The organism is Gracilibacillus dipsosauri, from assembly GCF_003176895.1.
Taxonomy (GTDB): domain Bacteria; phylum Bacillota; class Bacilli; order Bacillales; family Amphibacillaceae; genus Gracilibacillus; species Gracilibacillus dipsosauri.
This window is the reverse complement of sequence record NZ_QGTD01000008.1, coordinates 582,769-603,449: the sequence shown is the minus strand read 5'-3', so window position 1 is coordinate 603,449 and position 20,681 is coordinate 582,769. Positions and strand designations below refer to the sequence as shown.

Below are 20,681 nucleotides of genomic sequence, written 5' to 3'. Positions count from 1 at the left end.
TAATAAAGTATAGATGTAGGATGTGACAATGAATGTTTTTACCAGCTGGTAGTCAGGATGAGACAGGTGTTCTTATTTCCAATCGTTTAAAAGCATCAGAAACGTTTAGACAAGTAGTAGAGAAACGCAATTTCAAAGCAATCTCCACCCCAGTCGTGGAATATGCCAATACATTTACGAACGAAATCGCAGGAATGGACCTTCAAAACATGCTGAAATGGTTTAATCATGAAGGAGAAATCGAAGTATTGCGACCTGATTGGACGGCAGCAGTAGCTCGGGCAATTGCTAAACAACATCCGTCGTTCCAGAAGTGGTCGTACCAGGGCTCTATTTTTCGTAATGATAAAGATGGAATTGAGAGCAGGCAGGCAGGGATTGAGATTGTGCATGCTGATCAGTTTCTTGGCGAAAGTGAGTGTCTCTTAACTGCTGTCCAATATTTAAATACATTAAATATCGATCAATATGTTATCGAACTAGGACATACGGGAATTTTTGAAACTATCATTGCACCTTATTCCTTGAAAGAAGCGCAGGAAGAGAATCTGCGGATAGCGATGCATGATAAACGAAGTGATTTGGTCGAACAAATCGTGGAGGAGGAAGGACTCCTAGCGATAAAGGATCAATTAATACAATTAATTGATGCCTATGGCTCCAAAGAGATTTTATCAACATACCATGACTTATGGCACGACCAAGCAGAGCTATTAAAAATATTAAACCATTTGGAACAACTTATTCACTTATTAGAACAGACTGGTGAGACGGAGGTTATCGTTGATTTAGGGCGTGTGAAAAACTTGCCATATTATGATGGGATTATGTTCCGAGGGTTTTTAACATCGGGGGGTTCTATCTGCTTTTCTGGCGGAAGATATGATAAACTCTATAAACAGTTTAAACAGGAGACATCCGCTGTAGGTCTAGCTTTTGATGTTGATATTCTTGCACAGCATATGGTTACAGAGGCGTCTAGGAACAAAGCCTGTATATTAGCTAGTCCTAAAACACATGCCATTGCAGAATCTCTTAGAAAAGAGTTGCCAGAAGCTATTGTGGATATTCAATATGATGTTCAAGCAGATGGGATGTATGATAAACTCTATAAAATTATTCAGGAAAACAATCAATATAAGGTGGTTGAACGATGAAGCCAGTTATAGCCTTAACAAAAGGGCGTTTAGAAAAGCAATTTCTAGCATTTTTCCAAGAATTAAATTATGATATAGAGCCACTTTTCAATAAAGGTAGGAAGCTTCAAGTGGAAACAGAGCAATTTTCTTTCTTTTTTGCCAAGGGTGCCGATGTGACCACCTATGTAGAAAACGGGATTGCAGACCTTGGCATTGTCGGTGGAGATATTTTAATTGAGCATCAGCCAGATGTTTACAATCTATTTCCACTACCTTTTGGCAAATGTCGAATGGCCTTAGCTACGAAGGCAAACTACCAATGGCCGAATCGCAAGAAAAGGATTGCTAGTACATTTACAAATATTACAAAGGAATACTTCCGTAATAAGGGCGAATCCGTCGATATTATTAAACTCGAAGGTTCAGTTGAATTAGCTCCTATCTTAGGTTTAGCAGATGCTATAGTGGATATTGTCGAAACAGGTACGACATTAAAGGAGAACGGTCTAGTAATAGAAGATGAGTTCTTAAGTTTTAGCGCAAGATTAATTGCCAATCGCTCTTCCTTAAAAATAAAAAGAGATCAATTAGTTCCTGTAATCGAATCATTCAAAAAAGGGGTGAAAGAAGCATGATTAAATTATTTTCAGTGGAGGATTTTTTAACACATGCCAATCCAACCAAGACAAACAGTCAAGATAAACAGCAATTTATACAAGCTGCTAGTGAAATAATTGCCGAGGTCCAAAGTGGAGGAGACGAAGCTGTTCGCAAATTTATCGAAAAATTTGATGGAGAAGCACCAGATTCTTTTCTTGTAAGTGAGGCTGAACGTACACAAGCATGGGATAAGGTTGATCAAAAAATCATTACATCACTGGAAAAAGCAGCCGAAAATATTAAATCATTTCACCAAAAGCAACTTAATAACTCACGAATGATGCAAGCGGAAAATGGTATTATTTCTGGTCAGCTCTTCCGTCCAATTGATCGTGTCGGAATTTATGTTCCAGGTGGTACAGCCTGTTACCCATCCTCTGTTTTAATGAATGCCATTCCTGCAGTACTTGCTGGCGTTGAGGAAGTCATTATGGTCACACCAGTAAGAAATGGAGAAGAAATTGCACCGATCCTTTCGGTTGCAGCAGATATCGCAGGAGTGACAACAATTTATCGGGTTGGTGGCGCACAAGCAATCGCAGCACTCGCTTATGGAACGGAGACGATCCCTGCAGTTGATAAGATTGTAGGCCCAGGAAATGCCTATGTAGCTGCAGCTAAATCACTAGTGTTTGGAGATGTAGGTATCGATATGATCGCTGGTCCTAGTGAAGTAGCAATTATTGCAGACGGAACTGCAAATCCAATCTTTATTGCAGCAGACCTAATCGCTCAAGCAGAGCATGATACAAATGCACGTGCATTTTTAATTACCACATCTTCTGAAATGATGAAACAAGTACAGCTAGAGCTTGAGAATCAATGTGATGATTTACCGAGACAGTCCATAGCAGAGGCCGCATTAACAGAAAAAGGTGCAGGTGTCGTAGTGAAGACACTAGAAGAAGCGTTCCAAATCGCAAATAAAATTGCACCAGAACACTTAGAAGTTCAAGTCAAGGATCCGATCAGTTATTTGAATAAGGTGAGACATGCTGGTTCCGTTTTTCTAGGACACTATACACCTGAAGCTTTAGGCGATTACTATGCAGGTCCAAACCATGTATTGCCAACATCCGGCACGGCAAGATTCTCTTCAGGACTATCAGTCGATGATTTTGTTAAAAAAACTACCTATCTCTATTACTCAGAAACCGCACTTAAAGAAGCGAGTGAACATGTCATTAATATAGCAAATGAAGAACAGCTTGAAGGACACGGAAGAGCCGTTTCCAAGCGCTTGGAGGGAAAATAATAGATGAGAACAGCTAGTAAACAGAGAAAGACATTTGAAACCCAGATTAGTATATCGGTCCATTTAGATGATCCAAGTGAAGTCAACATTGATACAGGGGTGGGTTTTTTTGATCATATGCTCGAGTTATTCGCGCGACATGGTCGAATTGGTTTAGAAGTAAAAGCAAATGGAGATTTGCATATTGATAGTCACCATACTGTTGAAGATGTCGGAATTGTCTTAGGTCAGTTAATAAAAGAAGCGTTAGGTGATAAGAAATCGATTAATCGCTACGGCAGTGCTTATGTGCCAATGGATGAATCACTTGGATTTGTTGCACTGGATATTAGTGGTAGACCGTTTCTTGTATTTGATGCATCCTTTGATAACTCAAAACTAGGTAATTTTGATACAGAATTAGTTCAGGAATTTTTGCAAGCATTTGCCTTTCAAGCAGGCATTACACTTCATGCTAAGGTATTATATGGTCAAAATACTCACCACAAGATCGAGGCAATCTTTAAAGCATTAGGTCGGTCCTTATCAGAGGCTATTCGGATTAATCCAGAAATAAAAGGGGTTAATTCTACGAAGGGGTTAATCGAATGATTGCCATCGTAGATTATGGAATGGGTAATGTAGCAAGTGTAACAACTGCCTTTCAGAAATTAGGCTATGAGATAGAAATAACGGATTCAGTTGAACGATTAAAAAAAGCAAGTCATATCATTTTACCTGGTGTCGGATCCTTTAAAGCAGCAGTTGAAGAAATTGAAACGAGAGGTCTAATGCAGCCATTACGTGAGCTAGCGAAGGAAAAACCTTTTATCGGAATTTGTCTTGGTATGCAGTTATTGTTTGAAAAGGGTTATGAAAATGGTCTGACAGAAGGACTCGGATTAATTCCAGGCACGGTTGAAAGAATAGAAACAAGCTTTATTCTACCACATATCGGATGGAATCAGCTTCAAATTGAAAATCAGAACGAGGCATTTGCTAAGCTTCGGGACAAACATGTCTATTTTGTGCATTCTTATCAAGCTACAACACAGCAAAAATATCTCGTTGCTACGACAAACTATGGTGCTAGGGTACCTGCAATGGTAAGGGATAGGAATGTATTTGGTATTCAATTTCATCCAGAAAAAAGCGGAGAGGTTGGCGTGGAGCTGTTAAAAATCGTGATGAAATTAACGGAAGAATATTCACCTATTAGGGGGATGGACGCATGATTGCGAAAAGAATTATTCCTTGTTTAGATGTAAAGGAAGGAAAAGTTGTAAAAGGGACAAATTTCGTAGGACTAAGAGAATTAGGAGACCCAGTTGAAATGGCATCTAATTATTCTAAGGTTGGAGCAGACGAAATTGTGTTTTTAGATATCTCAGCAACCAATGAAGGTCGCCAAACAATGGTTGATATTGTAAGAGAGACTGCAAAAAATGTGTTTGTCCCATTTACAGTCGGGGGTGGTGTACGCTCGATAGAGGATGTGAATCGCTTATTACAAGCCGGAGCAGATAAGGTAGGCATGAATTCGGCTGCTGTCCAAAATCCTTCTCTCATATCGGAAGCCTCTGAGCGATTTGGTGCACAGTGTATTGTTGTCGCAATCGACGCGAAACGTGTTGGTGACAAATGGCACGTCATGACACATGGAGGAACAAAAGATACGCGAATTGATGCGATTGAATGGGCAAAGGAAGTAGAAACAAAAGGTGCAGGCGAGATTTTATTAACAAGTGTGGATACAGATGGTGTGAAGAATGGATTTGATCATCCCTTAACAGAAGCTGTTGTGGCTGCCGTGCGCATCCCGGTTATAGCTTCTGGAGGTGTAGGAAAGCCAGAGCATTTCCCAGAAGTATTTAATCAGACAGATGTATCAGCAGGACTTGCAGCATCGATTTTTCATGAAAATACCTTTACAATTCAAGAAGTAAAAGAAGCATGTAAACAGCAAGGAGTGACTATTCGTGAAGCCTGATTTTTCAAAAGGTTTAATTCCAGCAATTATTACAGATTTACAGACAAAAGAAGTTCTCATGCTAGCATATATGAACGAGGAGGCCTATCAAAAAACAATAGAAACCAATGAGACCTGGTTCTATTCACGATCAAGAGAAGAATTATGGCATAAAGGGGCAACTTCTGGAAATACACAACAGGTGCAATCGATTGATTTAGATTGTGATCACGATACGTTACACATTAAAGTCATTCCAAATGGTCCTGCTTGTCATACAGGTGAAACCTCTTGCTTCTTCAATCATGTAAAGGATAATGGCACTTCTCCTTACCATTCAGCGATCATCGAGGAAGTTATGCAAGAGGTAGAAGATAGAAAAGAACATCGTGTAGAGAACTCCTACACGAATTACTTATATGAAAAAGGTGTTGACAAAATAGGTAAAAAAGTAATCGAGGAGGCCGGAGAGGTTGTCATTGCAGCGAAAAATAAGGATAACGAAGAATTAACCAATGAGGTGAGTGATTTACTCTACCACACGTTCGTTATGATGGCTAATCAAGGTGTAAGCCTCGAGGATGTTAAACAAGAATTAACCAATCGCTTTGCTAAAAAAGGCAATAGTAAAGGGGACCGACCCGAAATAAAAGATTGGTAAGATTAGATTCTAGAATAGATGCAGAAAGAACCATCCTACATTTTTTAGGATGGTTTTTTGAATTACTTTCTGTTATTCCTTATTGAGAAACAATTTTACATGTTTAACCTCTTCTTCTATAATTAATCGCAAGGAATGGTGTGATTAGCAAATAAAAGAATATATCTAGGTGATAGTCAAACTGGCAGGAAAGAAAACCAAGATAAAAGGATATATCTTGGCAAAAGTCATGCTAGCAAGCAAGATAACCAAGATAAACACTTGGTAATAATTAAAATCCTTGACGAGACAACCAGGATTGAGACTAGCATTACTATCTATTATTAGGAAATTAATTATTAAAATGTTGATTAGAGGAATAAAATATGAATGATTATATAAAAACGATGAGAAAGTTGATTGGAAAAGAGACTCTAATAACAGTTGGTTGTGGGGCGATTATTGAAGATGGTTTAGGAAGAATTTTATTACAGAAAAGAACGGACTATAACCATTGGGGAATACCTGGTGGCATATTAGAGATTGGTGAGACTTTTGAGGAGACAGTAAAAAGAGAAGTACAAGAAGAAACTAATCTTCAGTTAAACAAGGTAGAACTGTTTGGTATTTATTCTGGTGAAAACGGATTTGCACACTATTCAAATGGAGATAAAGTTTTTAGTGTTCAAATTATATTTAAAGTAACCGACTTCAATGGAAAACTTATTGCGAATAATGAGAGTAAAGATTTAGCCTTCTTACATAAAAATGAAATACCAAAAAGCTTAAACAATCACCAGGCTCCATTTATACTAGACTGGGTAAATGGAGTTTCACAGCCAGTAATAAAATAATGATCTTTTTAATAAATGCAGAATGTTTGTAAAAAGATTCATCAAGGTTTTCGAAGACCAACTTATACAAAAAAACCTTTCATCTCGAATATTATTGATATGCCTAAACATAATCTTGTCGTTGCAAAGATGTACAACAAAATGTATAACTATGGTGTGGGCAATTATCTTCACTATTTGAGAGAGTTCAGTAACTTAGTAGCGGATATGTTTGATTAACTCCTAAATGTACCAATTAAGCTATATCCGAGTTAAATTATTTTACTAAAGAAAGGAAAGAAGCATTGAAATTAGAACGATTGCTAGCCATTATATTTAAACTCCTAAATAATGAAATTTTGTCAGCTTCTCGCTTAGCTGATGAATTTCAAGTAACAACACGGACTATTTATCGAGACATCGATGCTATTTGTGCAGCTGGAATACCTGTTGTTTCGCATCAAGGTACGAACGGTGGTTTCGGGATCATTGAGGGATACAAAATGGACAAGAGCTTCATGGGCTCTAATGATATTTCCATTCTACTTACAGTACTCAGTAGCTTGTCGAGAATTTTTGAAGATAAAAACATGCAACATACGATGGATAAGTTGTCTGCAGTGGATCCAACCGGTTACGATAAATCTCTATTGATTGACTTGGCTAGTCATAGAACAGAGCCGCGTTTGTTAACCGAACTACGAATGGCTATACTTGATAAAAAAGTAATTCGTTTTGATTATGTAAGTAGTAAAAATGAATTTACTGCACGAGAAATAGAACCTATTCACCTTCGTTATCGGTTCCGAAACTGGTACATTTATAGTTTTTGTAGAGAACGGAAGGATTACAGAGAATTTCGGATCTCACGTATGATGAATATAACCATAACACAAGATACGTATCTTCAAAATCATAAAATTAATGATGATGAGTTATCACATTCAAAGTCCGATATGGAACGATTTGAAGATGTAGTAATTTGGGTGCATCCCAACTCCTTATCAGGAGCATTAGACCAATTCCGGAATTATCCGAAGGTCCTTAACCGTGATGGAAGTATGACATTTACCATTTCTGTTTATGAACCTCTACATGCCAGGTGGCTTAAATCTATTCTGTTAGGTTTTGGTAGTGGGGTGAAAATTATAAAACCTGTTGAACTGCAAGCCATCCTAATAGAAGAAGCAAAAAAAATAGTTAAACTTTATGAAGATGTATGACAAACTGCTGTCATATATCTTTTTTTATAATACAAATAGAAACAAAAAAACAGAAGTTAAGGAGTGGTTGTTCAATGAATCATGCAAAAAATATGTACAATTATCACGTTTGGGCTAATAAGGTATTACTAGAAAGAATGAGAGAATTACCGAGCAATGTCCTATATGATGAGGTTAGCAGTTCCTATCCAACCATCGCTAAAACATTTAGTCACATCTATGTGGTAGATGTTATGTGGCTAGAAACACTGAAAGGAATGGATATGCAAGAAGCATTAGAAGTGTCTATGGCGCTTGTAGAGGAGACAAATTCCTATTCTGCAAATAAATTTATAGAGTCTAATGAAGAACTTGCTATACAATATCAAGAATGGATAAATAGTCAATCAGATTTAGAAAAGAGAATAAATCTGAATAATCCTTGGACAGGTCCTAGAGAAACCGCGTATTCAGAAATATTATTTCATGTTGCCAATCATGGTACTTATCATCGAGGAAATATTACCACGATGTTAAGACAACTAGGATATGCTTCCGCTATGAATGATGTTGCATTGTATTGGTACCAAAGTTAGAAAAAAGTAGTAGAAATTCCATAACTTTCAGCCAAATTAAGCTTAATTTCTTCATGTTAAATAGAGAAATTAAGCTTTTTTAAATTAATAGACAAAAGAATTCATTATATATGAGACAATCTAGGTTTTTCATTACTAAAAGGTAGGTAATGGCATTAAAATTATTCACTGACTTACTTCATGAAAATTTTCATCAATCTATTGTAAAATGGATTAATCATATAGCCAGTGGGTTTAATTGAATACCTTCTACCCGTGTTGAGTTGGCTGATTTTCCCCATTTCTTCATGGGTTAACACAAAATCAAAAATATCGCTGTTCTCTTTAATTCTTTGTGGATTTGATGATTTGGGAATAATAATAATTCCTCGTTGTAGATGCCAACGTAGAATGATTTGAGCTACCGTTTTCTGATGTTCATGAGCAATTGTCTTTAAATCCGGATGTTCTAGTAATGCTTTATTCCCTTGTCCCAACGGTCCCCAAGCCTCATGTAAGATGTGGTGATTCTTGAGGTAGTCATGAAGTTCATTTTGTGGGAACTCCGGGTGAGTCTCGATCTGGTTAATCATCGGTGCGATTTCAGAATGTTTCATGATGTTTTCAAGGTGTTGAATTTCAAAATTCGCAACGCCAATTACTTTAATCCTTCCCTCCATGTATAGTTCCTCCATTGCTTTCCATGTTTCCAAATAATGAGGTGAAGCAAAATGGATGAGGTACATATCAAGATATTTTACATTAAGCTTTTTACAGGTTTGTTCAAACGCATTCTTAGTGGCTTTATAACCGTGATCCGTATTCCACACCTTCGAAGTAATAAAAAATTTTTCTCGGGGGATCTGACTTTTTTCAATGGCTGTTCCTAATGCTTTTTCGTTCCCATAAATTTTTGCCGTATCAAAATGGCGAAAACCTACCCGGATAGCCTCACGAATCGACATTTCAAACTCTTCTTTTTTCTTTATTTTGTAAACCCCGAAACCCAATTGAGGGATTTTTACGCCATTAACCGCTTCAATTGTCTTAGTTTCTACAGTCATTTTCATACCCTGTTCCTTTCGTCCTGATATAGGATAGTGTCTGATTTACATTGCAAAAACATTTCCTCGATCTGATCGACGAGACCTTTAAGTGTCAAGAGCTTGCTTTTGGAGTCTAGGTGATAATAATTCATGGTTCCTTCTTTATGCACACTGATGATCTGCGCATCCTTCAATATTTTTAAATGATGGGATACGGTTGGGCGTGAAAGATGTGTTTTTGCCGTAATCTCTCCCACTCGCATACCGGGATGTTGCAGCCCTTGCATTAGGGTAATAAGGATGGCTTGCCTAGTTTGATCTCCGATTGCAAATAATATATCTTGATTTTCTTTGAATTTGTTTACCAGATTTTCTTCGTCTCCCTGATTAATCATTTTTCCTCTCCCTGGTGGTTTATATTTTTAAACAAACAAAACCCTTTTCTCCAAATTTATTTCAGAAACTGCTTTTTTCTATTGGATTAATGGATTACTTCCTTCGACGGAATAAGAATATCACGTTTTTTATCTTAAAACCACATCGAGAAAGAAAATCGAGATCATTAACTTTTAAAACATTAAACCTACCATTCGTTGGTATTAAAGATGCTTCCAATAGGGCTCAATCGGGCGCGATTGTTGAACAGTGGGAAGTATTTAACTTATACAACTTATTACTTATTATTATCTTGAGATTTCCTTATGGCGGGCGGTGTCAGCTTCGCTGGTACTACCCTTATTTTTAAAAATTTTAGACTAATTTTAGACTAATTGTTGGTATTTTATGTTAAAATCGAATTGGAGTGAGAACAAGACCAATTTAAGTATATTTGGAAGTTTAATAGTAGTAATAAGGACAACGGTTTGGGCTCTTGGCTGGTTGAATGTATGTAGACACATCCAGAAGTACAAAATACTCGTTTTGCTTTAGCTACGAAAGATGCCAACGAATTTTATGAAAGATTTAATTTTCAAAAAAGTAATTGTATGGTGAGAGGATTACTAGCTGATAAAGATAAGTGATATAAGAATTTTCACTATATAATGTTTTGTATCACGTTAAGTCCTATTATTTTTGTCTATCTAAAAAAGAAGGATTTAGCCTTTATAAATGTAATTACTACGATTTCCGCTTTCATTATTTGGGGTTGTTTAATTACCGGTTTATTAGATGGAGTCGGATGGAATCTATTGTGGAATACCACCTTATTAGCTGCTGCTTTATTTCCGGTTTTTGGCCTTTCCTTTATTTTCATAAGACTTCGACAAAAAAATAGCTATATAATCACTGGATTGATTCTTTTGATAATTGGACTATGTCTAGCAATCGGGGATGTAAGTGATACTACAAATTTATATTTAGTGGTTCAATATGCAATTCTCTATTTCATCCCTATTTTTGTCATAAGTATGGTACTAATAACATTAATACAGTATTTAAGGAAATCCACGTTAATAGAGAGGAAAGGTTAATTTGAAAAATATATATTTAGTTGAACATTTTCAAAGGATATATAAACAGAGGAAAGAAATAAAAATCGAATTATGGAAAGGCAAGGAATGGCAAAGACCCTCTGATGATAAATGGTCTTGGGGGGAAACATATTATCATTTGTATTTAATGATGAGATGGTTTAGAAGACTGAGTAAAATCTACATTCCTTTAGCCATACCCTTTGCAACATTACGAAAGAATAAACCATATCCAGTCCATAGCACTAATATTTATAAACAATATCAATTGGAAAAAAAGAAACCAATGAAAGCACCCTTCATTTTGGTTCCGCCCAAGGATCAAGTAGATTTTGGATGGTTAGTCAATGAATTAGACAAAGAGACTAAGCAAATAGAAAAAATCGTGTTAAAACTTAGCGACGATGTAGCTGGACACATACGTTATATAGATCCGCTAGCCAGCAACCCCAACCTGATCGAAAGCATTCATTTGCTTGGAATACATGAGAAACATCATTTTTCTTTATGCGAGAAGTATTATAATGTAATAGATAGTAATAAAAACAAGTATAACCATTAAGCAGATTTATAAAGGTGGTTGAAGAAATATGATAAAAGCTGTCTTATTCGATTTAGATGGTACCTTACTTAATCGAGATGCATCTGTAAGAAGGTTTATTGATTTACAATATGACCGTTTCGAGCATCTTCTGGACTCTATTACGAAAAAAGAATATATAGAACGTTTTCTTCAGTTAGATAATAGAGGATATGTATGGAAGGATAAAGTTTATCAGCAAATGATAAAAGAATTTGAAATAATAGGAATATCATGGGAGGAATTGCTCCAAGATTATATAAGTGAATTTAAATATAGCTGTATTCCATTTCCACACCTTATTGAGATGCTAGAAGAATTGAAAACAAGAAATATAGCAATCGGTATGATCACGAATGGAAGAGGACAATTTCAAATGGATAACATCCAGGCATTAGGAATCGAAAAATATTTTGATTCGATTTTAGTTTCCGAGTGGGAAGGGATGAAAAAGCCTAATCCAAATATATTTCTCAAAGCATTACAGGACCTTGAAGTTAATCCAGAGGAAAGTCTCTTTATTGGTGATCACCCCGAGAATGACGTAATAGCTGCAACAGCAGTTGGGATGAAAGGAGTTTGGAAGAAGGACAAGCACTGGAAGCATGCCACTACAGAGTATACAATTGACGATTTGTTAGAAATCCTCCATTTCTTGTAATGAAAATGTACTACCAATATTTTTGAATAAATACATCTCTACCTGATTTTTCTCTATCTAATTTGTATTCTTTTTCATTTTTCTTGTAGAATGCTTGATGGTAGTCTTCCGCTGGATAAAACGGTTGAGCTGGTAGTATGTCTGTAACGATCTCTTTTTGGAACCTATTTGATTCTTTTAATGATTTCTTGGAATTAATGGCAGTCTCCTTTTGTGCTGCATTATGATAAAAAATAGCGGTACGATATTGCGGACCTCGATCATGAAACTGTCCACCAGCATCGGTTGGATCAATTTGAGGCCAATATAAATCTAGTATCGTCTGATAGGATATGATAGAAGAATCATACATTATTTGAACCGCCTCATAATGGCCGGTAGTCCCTGTTTTTACTTGCTCATAGCTAGGGTTCTCTATTGTTCCACCAGTATAACCTGATACCACACTTATCACCCCATCCCATTGGTCGAATGGCTTTACCATACACCAGAAGCATCCCCCTGCAAAGGTTGCCTTTTCTATTTTTCTCATTTAGTGCCCCTCCTTTTTAAAACAAGAATAACACAAATATACTCTTTATATGTTAAGATGTAAATAATGAAGTTTGAAAGAGGTTGAGAGATTTTATGAATAAACAACATGTACTAATTGTTGACGGTATGGCATTATTATTTCGAGGTTTTTTTGCAACAGCCTTTACCGGTAATTTTATGGTGAATAGTAAAGGGATACCAAGAAACGGATTGTTTGGTTTTTTAAACTATTTCACCAATGCAATCGAGACTTTTGCTCCTTCCCATGTGGTATGTTGTTGGGATATGGGAAGTCAAACATTCCGTAATGAGCTTTATGATAACTATAAATCAAATCGAGATACACCGCCAGAAGAATTAATCCCACAGTTTGATTTGGCGAAGGAAATTGTTTCGGCATTTGATATTCCAAATGTAGGAGTAGTTGGCTATGAAGCAGATGATTGTATCGGTACGCTGGCTAAACGCTTGCAAGAGGAGTTTGTCGTTACTATCGTTAGTGGTGACCAAGACCTGTTACAACTTGTCGATCGTCAGATAAATGTAGCTATCATGAAGAAAGGTCAAGGGAATTATGAGGTCTACACGATGGATAACTTCTATGAAAAGAAAAGTCTATCTCCATTACAAATTATTGATTTAAAAGGGTTAATGGGGGATTCTTCTGATAATTATCCAGGTGTGAAAGGAATAGGTGAAAAAACAGCCCTAAAATTATTGGATCAATATGGCTCGATTGATCGTCTATTAGAGGAAAAAGATTCCCTACCTAAAGGAATGCAGAAAAAGCTAGAACAATATAAAGAAGATTTGATGATATCTAGAAAATTAGCAGCGATTATGACGGATGTACCTATAGAATTTGCTATAGAGACTGCTATTTGGAAAAGAGATCGTTCTACAATCGAAACCTATTTAATAGAAGAACTAGAATTTAACAATCCAGTTAGATGGTTAAAAAACCTTTCATAACGAAAAACGATTACCTCGCAAAATAATCTGCTTGGTAATCGTTTTTCGTTTACTGAAATCTGTCTAAATTGGAGAAGAAGTCCTTGATAAATTCATAGAACACTTGCTCTGACGGTGCGAGTTTTCGATTTCTCGGAATAATAATGCCAACAGTTCGTTTTAATTCAGGGTTTTGAATGGCTACTTTTGCACTATAATGTGGATTCAAGTCATTAAAAGCACTTTCGGGTAATAGGGTAATCCCTATACCAGCCGCTACTAAACCTTTAATCGCATCTAAATCTTCTCCTTGGGAGGACACTTTTGGCGTAAATCCCGATTGTTTACATCCATCAATGACTAACTGATGTAAAACATAGCCTTCTGGGAATAAAACAAAATCCTCATCATGCAAATCACGCAAATTGACATGTTCTTGATTGACTAATGGATGAGAGCTAGGTACTAGCGCATAAAAATTCTCCGTAAATAAAATATCTCCGATAATCTCAGGATGCTCAGATGGTACTGGGCCAAGAAACGCCACATCAATCTCTCTGTTCTCTACGGATTCAATTAAAAAATTATAGGAGCCTTGTCTTAGTTGGAAGCCTATTTTTGGGTACTTCTTTTTAAACTCTGAAACAACGGTAGGCAATAGATTACTTGCCAAGCTGGTAGGAAAACCGATTTTTATCGATCCTCTTTCTGGATCAATATATTCATCGATCTGCTTTTTGGCATGATCGATAGCTTTTAATGCTGTTTTGGTATGTGTCAAAAATATCTTTCCGATATGAGTTAAGCGTACATTCCTACCTTCTCTCTCAAATAATTCGACACCAAGTTCTGCTTCTAGATTCGCTATTTGTCGACTTATCGCAGATTGAGCAACATGTAATTCTATTGCAGCTTCTGATACATGCTCTCGCTCTGCAACCTCTACGAAATAACGCAATTGACGTAATTCCACACGCTTCACCTCATAATATATATCAATTTGAGAACAATATAATACTTATTATATATTGTTTAGATTAATAAGAAAACATACAATGTAATTACACACGAAAAACGCAAGATTAGATTGGGGGAGACTTATATGACATATAGAGATATGCCTACTCCGCAGGGGCTTTATCATCCGGATTTCGAACATGACGCTTGTGGTATTGGCTTATATGCACATATTAAAGGAAAACAAACGCATGATATCGTAAAAAAAGGTTTACAAATGCTGTGTAAATTAGAACACCGAGGTGGGCAGGGCAGTGATCCACTTACTGGTGATGGATCCGGATTAATGGTACAGATCCCTGATAAATATTTTAGAAGAGAATGTCAAGACTTTCAACTACCAGCTGTTGGTTCGTATGGCGTTGGTATGTTATTTTTGTCTCAAAATATGGCAGAACAACAATTAGCGAAAGAAAAAATGAATGAACTGATTGCATCCGAAGGACAAAAATTGATCGGTTGGAGAAGGGTGCCTACAGATTCTTCTAAAATCGGAAAAAGTGCGATAGAAACGGTGCCAGAGGTTCTGCAAGTATTTATTGAGCGTGGAAGGTCTATTCAACATGAATTAGACTTTGAAAGAAAGCTATATGTTATTCGAAAACAGGCAGAAAATTGGGCAAATGAACAAGGAATCCGGTTTTATTTTCCAAGTTTATCAAGTAGAACGATTGTTTACAAAGGGTTATTAACTCCTGATCAAGTAGATCAATTTTACGTGGAATTACAGGATGAAGATTTCGTTTCCGCTTTTTCTCTAGTCCATTCCCGATTTAGTACAAACACCTTCCCGTCTTGGGAGAGAGCACACCCTAATCGGTATTTAATTCATAATGGAGAAATTAATACAATGCGCGGAAACATCAATTGGATGAGGGCAAGGGAAAAACAATTTATATCAGACGCATTTGGGAAAGATATGGAGAAAGTATTACCAATTGTCCATTCAGATGGTAGTGATTCTGCCACACTGGATAATGCCTTAGAATTTTTTACATTAGCAGGCAGAAGCCCTGCACATGCTGCAATGATGTTGATCCCAGAACCGTGGGAAAAGAATTCGAATATTGATCCCAAAAAACGCGATTTTTATCAATATCACAGTATGATGATGGAACCGTGGGATGGTCCTACCTCCATCACTTTTACAAATGGAAAGCAAATTGGAGCCATACTAGATCGGAATGGATTACGTCCTGCTCGTTACTATGTAACGAAAGATGATTATATTATTTATTCTTCTGAAGTTGGAGTAATTGATTATCAGGAAGAAAATATATTACTCAAAGAACGACTCCGCCCAGGAAAAATGTTGCTAGTAGATCTAGAGCAAGGTCGTATTATATCTGACAAAGAGATTAAAGAGGAGATGGTAACTGCCTATCCTTATGAAGAATGGTTAGAAGATCAGGTCAGAGAGCTTCCTGCTGAGGCGATAGAGGAAGAAGATGTTGAACCACAATTATTACAATTGCAAAAAGCCTTTGGCTATACGACGGAAGATATTGAGAAATATATCCTTCCACTTGTGATAGATGGAAAAGATCCGATCGGGGCTATGGGGAATGATACTCCGCTAGCTGTTTTGTCAGAACGACCGCAGTCTTTGTTCCATTATTTTAAACAATTGTTTGCTCAGGTAACCAATCCGCCAATAGATGCCTATAGGGAACAACTCGTAACTTCTACCCTTACTTGGCTAGGGGCAGAAGGAGATATCTTACATCCGAGCAAAAAGAAAGCAATTCGAATTCGTTTAGAATCTCCGATATTATCGAGTGATCAATTAGAAAAACTGGAAGGTCAATCTATCAAGGGCCTCCATGCAAAAGTGATCGATTCGGTTTACCAACATAATATGGAAGATAGATTACAAGAAATATTTCATGAGGCGAAAAACGCTATTCAAAGTGGAATAAATCTCATTGTTTTATCAGATAAAGCAACAGATGCAAACCATATAGCAATACCAACATTACTTGTGGTAAGTGGATTACACCAATATCTAATTCGAGAGGGTTTAAGAACGAAGGCAAGTATTATTGCGCAAACAGGAGAAGCAAGAGAGGTTCATCATTTTGCGGCAATGTTAGGTTATGGAGTTGATGCCATTCATCCATATCTAGTCTACCAAACGTTGAATGTAGCGGTTCAAAATCAGGATCTACCTATTACTTTTGCTGAAGCACAGCAAAAATTTATCGATGTTGTGACAGAAGGAATCGTTAAAGTTATGTCAAAAATAGGGATATCTACAGTTCAAAGCTACCGTGGCGCGCAAACCTTTGAAGCAGTCGGGATTAGTAAGAAGGTTATTGCAGAGTACTTTACTGGGACGGCCTCACAAATTGATGGAATTGATCTATCTATCATTCAATTAGAGACAGAAAAGCGACATAAAGAAGGGTACAAGAAGGTGATAGAGGCATCATTGGACTCAGGAAGTGAATATAGATGGCGAAAAGCTGGGGAGCACCATGCTTTTAATCCTCATACTATCTATACCTTACAGTGGGCGTGTCGCAGAGGTGATTATTCATTATTTAAGAAATTCACTAAAGCAGCGAATGAAGAAAGAATTGGTTTTCTACGTAACTTATTTAGCTTCAAAAAAAGACAATCTATATCGATTGAGGAAGTAGAGTCAGTGGAATCAATCGTGAAAAGATTTAAAACAGGTGCTATGTCCTATGGCTCTATAAGCCAAGAAGCGCACGAAGCACTAGCGATCGCAATGAACCGAATAGGTGGAAAAAGTAACAGTGGAGAAGGTGGCGAAGATGCTAGTCGTTTTGTTGTGGACAAAAACGGAGATTGGCGTTCCAGTGCGATTAAGCAAGTTGCTTCCGGTCGATTCGGGGTCAAAAGTCACTATCTTGTGAATGCGAAGGAATTACAAATAAAAATGGCACAAGGTGCGAAGCCTGGCGAAGGCGGACAATTACCTGCTACGAAAGTATATCCATGGGTGGCAGATGTACGTGGTTCTACACCAGGAGTTGACTTGATTTCGCCACCGCCACATCACGATATTTATTCTATTGAAGATTTAGCACAATTAATTCATGATTTGAAGAATGCCAATCGGGATGCACGAATTAGTGTAAAGCTTGTGGCCAAGTCAGGAGTTGGTACCATTGCAGCAGGTGTAGCGAAAGCCAATGCTGATGTTATTTCAGTAGTCGGCTATGATGGAGGGACAGGTGCTTCTCCAAAAACGAGTATTAAACATGCGGGATTACCATGGGAATTAGGGCTTGCTGAAGCACATCAAACCCTAATGCTCAATGGCTTACGAGATCGAGTAATTTTAGAAACAGATGGAAAATTATTAACAGGTAGAGATGTAGTGATGGCCGCATTACTTGGTGCGGAAGAATTTGGATTTGCGACCGCTCCACTAGTTGCGGTTGGCTGCGTCATGATGCGAGTCTGTCACTTAGATACGTGCCCAGTTGGAATTGCAACACAAAATCCAGAGCTTCGAAAGAAATTTACGGGTGATCCTCAGCATGTCGTTCATTTTATGACATTTATTGCACAAGAGGTTCGAGAATTGATGGCAGAACTAGGCTTTAGAACAATGGATGAAATGGTAGGTCGTACCGATATCTTAGAGGTATCTGATCGTGCGAACGAACATTGGAAAGCGAAATATTTGGATTTGACCACATTGCTTTACCGACCTGAAGGAAATGCTAGTTCTCGTAGAAAGCAAGATCATAAAATAGATCAATCCTTAGACATGACAGATATTTTACCTAGAGTGAGGCATGCAATCGAGTCTGGTAAAAAAATGGAAGCATCCTTTCCAATTAAAAATACCAATCGTGTAACAGGAACGATCGTAGGAAGTGAAATTTCGAAAAAATTCGGAGAAAAAGGTCTTCCTGAAGACAGCATTACTCTTAAATTTAAAGGTTCTGCCGGTCAAAGCTTTGGTGCGTTTATACCAAAAGGGATGACTATGGAAGTAACAGGAGATGCCAATGATTATGTTGGGAAAGGCTTATCAGGAGGGAAAATTATTGTCCGGGTACCTGAGGAATCTACGATTGACCCAGCTAATAATGTGATTGCCGGAAATGTTTCATTTTTTGGAGCGACCAGTGGGGAAGCTTTTATTAATGGATATGCTGGAGAACGTTTTGCAGTAAGGAATTCAGGTGCGGATATTGTAGTAGAAGGTGTCGGAGATCACGGCTGTGAATATATGACAGGTGGTCATGTCGTTATTCTAGGGAATGTAGGGAAAAACTTTGCAGCAGGTATGTCTGGCGGTATAGCCTATATTAAGCCAGATCATATCGAAGCTTTCAAAAAATTATGTAATGATGAGTTAATACAATTTGAAGGGCTTCAAGATCCGAAGGAAATAGAAAAACTAAAAACATTTATTACCAAACATTATATTTACACGAATAGTAGTAAAGCAGCAACTATTCTTCAAGATTGGGAAAATGAAAGGGAGAAATTTGTCAAGGTAATCCCTACAGATTATAAACAGATGCTAGAAAAAATTCAATGGTATGAGAGTCAAGGTTTCTCAACAGAGGCAGCTCGTTATCAGGCTTTCATGGCTAAAAAAGACAATAAAATGAATGATCACTCTGATGAAAAACAGGAAATAACGCAGTAGAAAGGAGACGTATTGATGGGAAAAGCAACAGGTTTTATCGAATTCGAGAGAGAAACAGCCGATGAAAGAGATCCGTTGGAACGGATTCAAGATTGGAAGGAGTATTCTACTCCTTTCTCTGATGAAGTTGCGAAAACACAAGGAGCTCGTTGTATGGACTGCGGAACTCCATTCTGTCATATTGGTATGGAAATTGAAGGGGCAACTTCAGGGTGTCCTGTCTACAATCTAATCCCGGAATGGAACGATTTAGTTTATCGAGGAAAATGGAAGCAAGCATTGGAGCGTCTAATGAAAACGAACAACTTCCCTGAATTCACGGGACGGGTTTGCCCAGCACCTTGCGAAGGCTCCTGTACAGTGGCGATTCACGATCCTGCAGTTTCCATTAAAAATATCGAACAAAAGATCATTGATAAAGGCTTTGAAAATGGTTGGATTACACCGCGAATACCAAAAAAAAGAACCGGTAAAAAAGTAGCGATCATCGGATCAGGTCCTACAGGGCTTGCCGCAGCCGACCAATTAAATCAAGCTGGACATTCCGTGACCGTTTTTGAGAGGGCGGATCGAGCTGGTGGACTATTAACATATGGTATCCCTAATATGAAATTAGACAAAAATGTTGTCAAACGTCGTATACGTCTACTAGAGGAAGAAGGAATCACATTTATTTTAAACACAGAGGTAGGAAAGGATCTATCTGCTGAAGAAATTAAAGCTAATTATGATTCGGTCATTCTATGTACAGGTGCTCAAAAGCATCGGGACTTACCTATTCAAGGAAGGAAGACGAAAGGTGTTCAGTTTGCTATGGACTACCTAACGGCTTCTACTAAATCGTTATTGGATTCAAACTTACAAATAGAAGAAAAATGGAATGCGAAAGGGAAAGATGTTATTGTAATTGGCGGAGGAGATACTGGTGCCGATTGTATTGCCACAGCACTCCGTCAAGGAGCAAAGAGCATTGTCCAGTTTGGAAAACATCCACAGTTACCTATTAAACGTGATAATAGTAATCTATGGCCAGCCTTTCCAAATGTTTATAGCTTGGAGTATGCCCATAAAGAAGCGAAAGAAAAATTTGGAGAAGATGTACGTCAATATTCGATTCAGACCAAACAATTTATCACAGATGAGAATGGAAAATTAGAAGCATTGTATACCGTAGAAATGAAGAAAACTCGTGATGAAAATGGTCGATTTGTTTTTGAAGAATTACCTGGTACCGGAAAATATTGGCCTGCCCAGCTTGTACTAATTGCAATTGGATTCGAAGGGGTAGAGCAACCAGTACTAGATGCATTTAAAGTAGAGGTAAATCGACATCGGGTAGAGGCGAAATATGGAGATTTCAGAACAAATGTGGAGCATGTTTTTGCGGCAGGAGATGCGCGTAGAGGACAAAGCTTAATTGTTTGGGCTATCAATGAAGGAAGAGAAGTAGCTTATCAAGTAGACCAATATTTAATGGGGGAGACAGAACTACCTACTGTCGTTAATGTGTAGCACTAACACATGTAACT

General features: G+C 37.5%; 19 protein-coding genes and 1 pseudogene. 16 read left to right on the top strand and 4 right to left on the bottom strand.

What is annotated here, in order from left to right; genetic code table 11:
• Positions 1-32 precede the first annotated feature (32 nt).
• The 11 genes and pseudogenes from DLJ74_RS10055 to DLJ74_RS10010 all read left to right on the top strand — a co-directional run bounded on the left by DLJ74_RS10055 (position 33) and on the right by DLJ74_RS10010 (position 8,273).
• Positions 33-1,157: an ATP phosphoribosyltransferase regulatory subunit gene (locus DLJ74_RS10055; protein WP_109984355.1), complete on the top strand. Its 1,125-nt coding sequence runs from the start codon at positions 33-35 to the stop codon at positions 1,155-1,157.
• The gene (gene hisG / locus DLJ74_RS10050; protein ID WP_109984354.1) at positions 1,154-1,774 is read left to right on the top strand and encodes an ATP phosphoribosyltransferase; all 621 of its coding nucleotides are present in this window, start codon (positions 1,154-1,156) and stop codon (positions 1,772-1,774) included. The genes DLJ74_RS10055 and hisG overlap by 4 nt, the downstream gene beginning before the upstream one ends.
• Positions 1,771-3,054, top strand: a complete 1,284-nt coding sequence (hisD, locus tag DLJ74_RS10045) for a histidinol dehydrogenase (RefSeq protein ID WP_181397496.1) — start codon at positions 1,771-1,773, stop codon at positions 3,052-3,054. Before hisG ends, hisD begins: the two co-directional genes overlap by 4 nt.
• 3 nt (positions 3,055-3,057) lie before the next feature.
• On the top strand, positions 3,058-3,645 hold the full coding sequence (gene hisB, locus DLJ74_RS20445; protein WP_054788435.1) for an imidazoleglycerol-phosphate dehydratase HisB: 588 nt from the start codon (positions 3,058-3,060) through the stop codon (positions 3,643-3,645).
• Positions 3,642-4,268, top strand: a complete 627-nt coding sequence (hisH, locus tag DLJ74_RS10040) for an imidazole glycerol phosphate synthase subunit HisH (RefSeq protein WP_109984353.1) — start codon at positions 3,642-3,644, stop codon at positions 4,266-4,268. The genes hisB and hisH overlap by 4 nt, the downstream gene beginning before the upstream one ends.
• Positions 4,265-5,023, top strand: coding sequence for an imidazole glycerol phosphate synthase subunit HisF (gene hisF, locus DLJ74_RS10035; protein ID WP_109984352.1), 759 nt, complete (start codon positions 4,265-4,267; stop codon positions 5,021-5,023). The genes hisH and hisF overlap by 4 nt, the downstream gene beginning before the upstream one ends.
• Entirely contained in the window at positions 5,013-5,663 is a 651-nt protein-coding gene (gene hisIE / locus DLJ74_RS10030) for a bifunctional phosphoribosyl-AMP cyclohydrolase/phosphoribosyl-ATP diphosphatase HisIE (protein ID WP_109984351.1), read from the top strand. Before hisF ends, hisIE begins: the two co-directional genes overlap by 11 nt.
• A 365-nt stretch (positions 5,664-6,028) precedes the next feature.
• Positions 6,029-6,496, top strand: a complete 468-nt coding sequence (locus DLJ74_RS10025) for an NUDIX hydrolase (protein ID WP_054788437.1) — start codon at positions 6,029-6,031, stop codon at positions 6,494-6,496.
• A gap of 108 nt (positions 6,497-6,604) precedes the next feature.
• Positions 6,605-6,715 (top strand): annotated as a pseudogene (locus DLJ74_RS10020) (penicillin-binding protein); the annotation flags it as partial.
• Positions 6,716-6,780: 65 nt separating this feature from the next.
• Positions 6,781-7,698 (top strand): helix-turn-helix transcriptional regulator, encoded by a 918-nt coding sequence (locus DLJ74_RS10015; protein WP_109984350.1) that lies wholly within the window; start codon positions 6,781-6,783, stop codon positions 7,696-7,698.
• A 74-nt stretch (positions 7,699-7,772) separates the two neighbouring features.
• Positions 7,773-8,273 carry a DinB family protein gene (locus DLJ74_RS10010; protein ID WP_109984349.1) on the top strand — a complete coding sequence of 167 codons (501 nt, stop codon included), beginning with the start codon at positions 7,773-7,775 and terminating at the stop codon, positions 8,271-8,273.
• Positions 8,274-8,446: 173 nt separating this feature from the next.
• On the opposite strand, the gene DLJ74_RS10005 is transcribed toward DLJ74_RS10010, so the two are convergent.
• Positions 8,447-9,322, bottom strand: a complete 876-nt coding sequence (locus DLJ74_RS10005) for an aldo/keto reductase (RefSeq protein WP_109984348.1) — start codon at positions 9,320-9,322, stop codon at positions 8,447-8,449.
• The gene (locus DLJ74_RS10000) at positions 9,319-9,693 is read right to left on the bottom strand and encodes an ArsR/SmtB family transcription factor (RefSeq protein ID WP_109984347.1); all 375 of its coding nucleotides are present in this window, start codon (positions 9,691-9,693) and stop codon (positions 9,319-9,321) included. Before DLJ74_RS10000 ends, DLJ74_RS10005 begins: the two co-directional genes overlap by 4 nt.
• Positions 9,694-10,771: 1,078 nt before the next feature.
• Here DLJ74_RS10000 and DLJ74_RS09990 point away from each other — a divergent pair.
• Both DLJ74_RS09990 and DLJ74_RS09985 read left to right on the top strand, forming a co-directional pair.
• A complete protein-coding gene (locus tag DLJ74_RS09990; protein ID WP_109984345.1) occupies positions 10,772-11,332 on the top strand; it encodes a DinB family protein in 561 nt (186 codons plus the stop codon).
• A gap of 28 nt (positions 11,333-11,360) precedes the next feature.
• Complete coding sequence (locus DLJ74_RS09985) at positions 11,361-12,011, top strand: HAD family hydrolase (RefSeq protein ID WP_109984344.1); 651 nt, start codon at positions 11,361-11,363, stop codon at positions 12,009-12,011.
• A gap of 10 nt (positions 12,012-12,021) precedes the next feature.
• On the opposite strand, the gene msrA is transcribed toward DLJ74_RS09985, so the two are convergent.
• Complete coding sequence (msrA, locus tag DLJ74_RS09980; protein ID WP_109984343.1) at positions 12,022-12,543, bottom strand: peptide-methionine (S)-S-oxide reductase MsrA; 522 nt, start codon at positions 12,541-12,543, stop codon at positions 12,022-12,024.
• A 95-nt stretch (positions 12,544-12,638) separates the two neighbouring features.
• On the opposite strand from msrA, the gene DLJ74_RS09975 reads away from it, so the two are divergent.
• Positions 12,639-13,517: a 5'-3' exonuclease gene (locus DLJ74_RS09975; protein WP_109984342.1), complete on the top strand. Its 879-nt coding sequence runs from the start codon at positions 12,639-12,641 to the stop codon at positions 13,515-13,517.
• Positions 13,518-13,566: 49 nt separating this feature from the next.
• Here the strand turns inward: DLJ74_RS09975 and gltC are convergent, their stop codons facing one another.
• Positions 13,567-14,469: a glutamate biosynthesis transcriptional regulator GltC gene (gene gltC / locus DLJ74_RS09970; protein ID WP_054788443.1), complete on the bottom strand. Its 903-nt coding sequence runs from the start codon at positions 14,467-14,469 to the stop codon at positions 13,567-13,569.
• 129 nt (positions 14,470-14,598) lie between these two features.
• On the opposite strand from gltC, the gene gltB reads away from it, so the two are divergent.
• The gene (gltB, locus tag DLJ74_RS09965) at positions 14,599-19,152 is read left to right on the top strand and encodes a glutamate synthase large subunit (protein ID WP_109984341.1); all 4,554 of its coding nucleotides are present in this window, start codon (positions 14,599-14,601) and stop codon (positions 19,150-19,152) included.
• A gap of 15 nt (positions 19,153-19,167) precedes the next feature.
• Positions 19,168-20,664, top strand: coding sequence for a glutamate synthase subunit beta (locus DLJ74_RS09960; protein WP_109984340.1), 1,497 nt, complete (start codon positions 19,168-19,170; stop codon positions 20,662-20,664).
• The last annotated feature ends 17 nt before the right edge of the window (positions 20,665-20,681 follow it).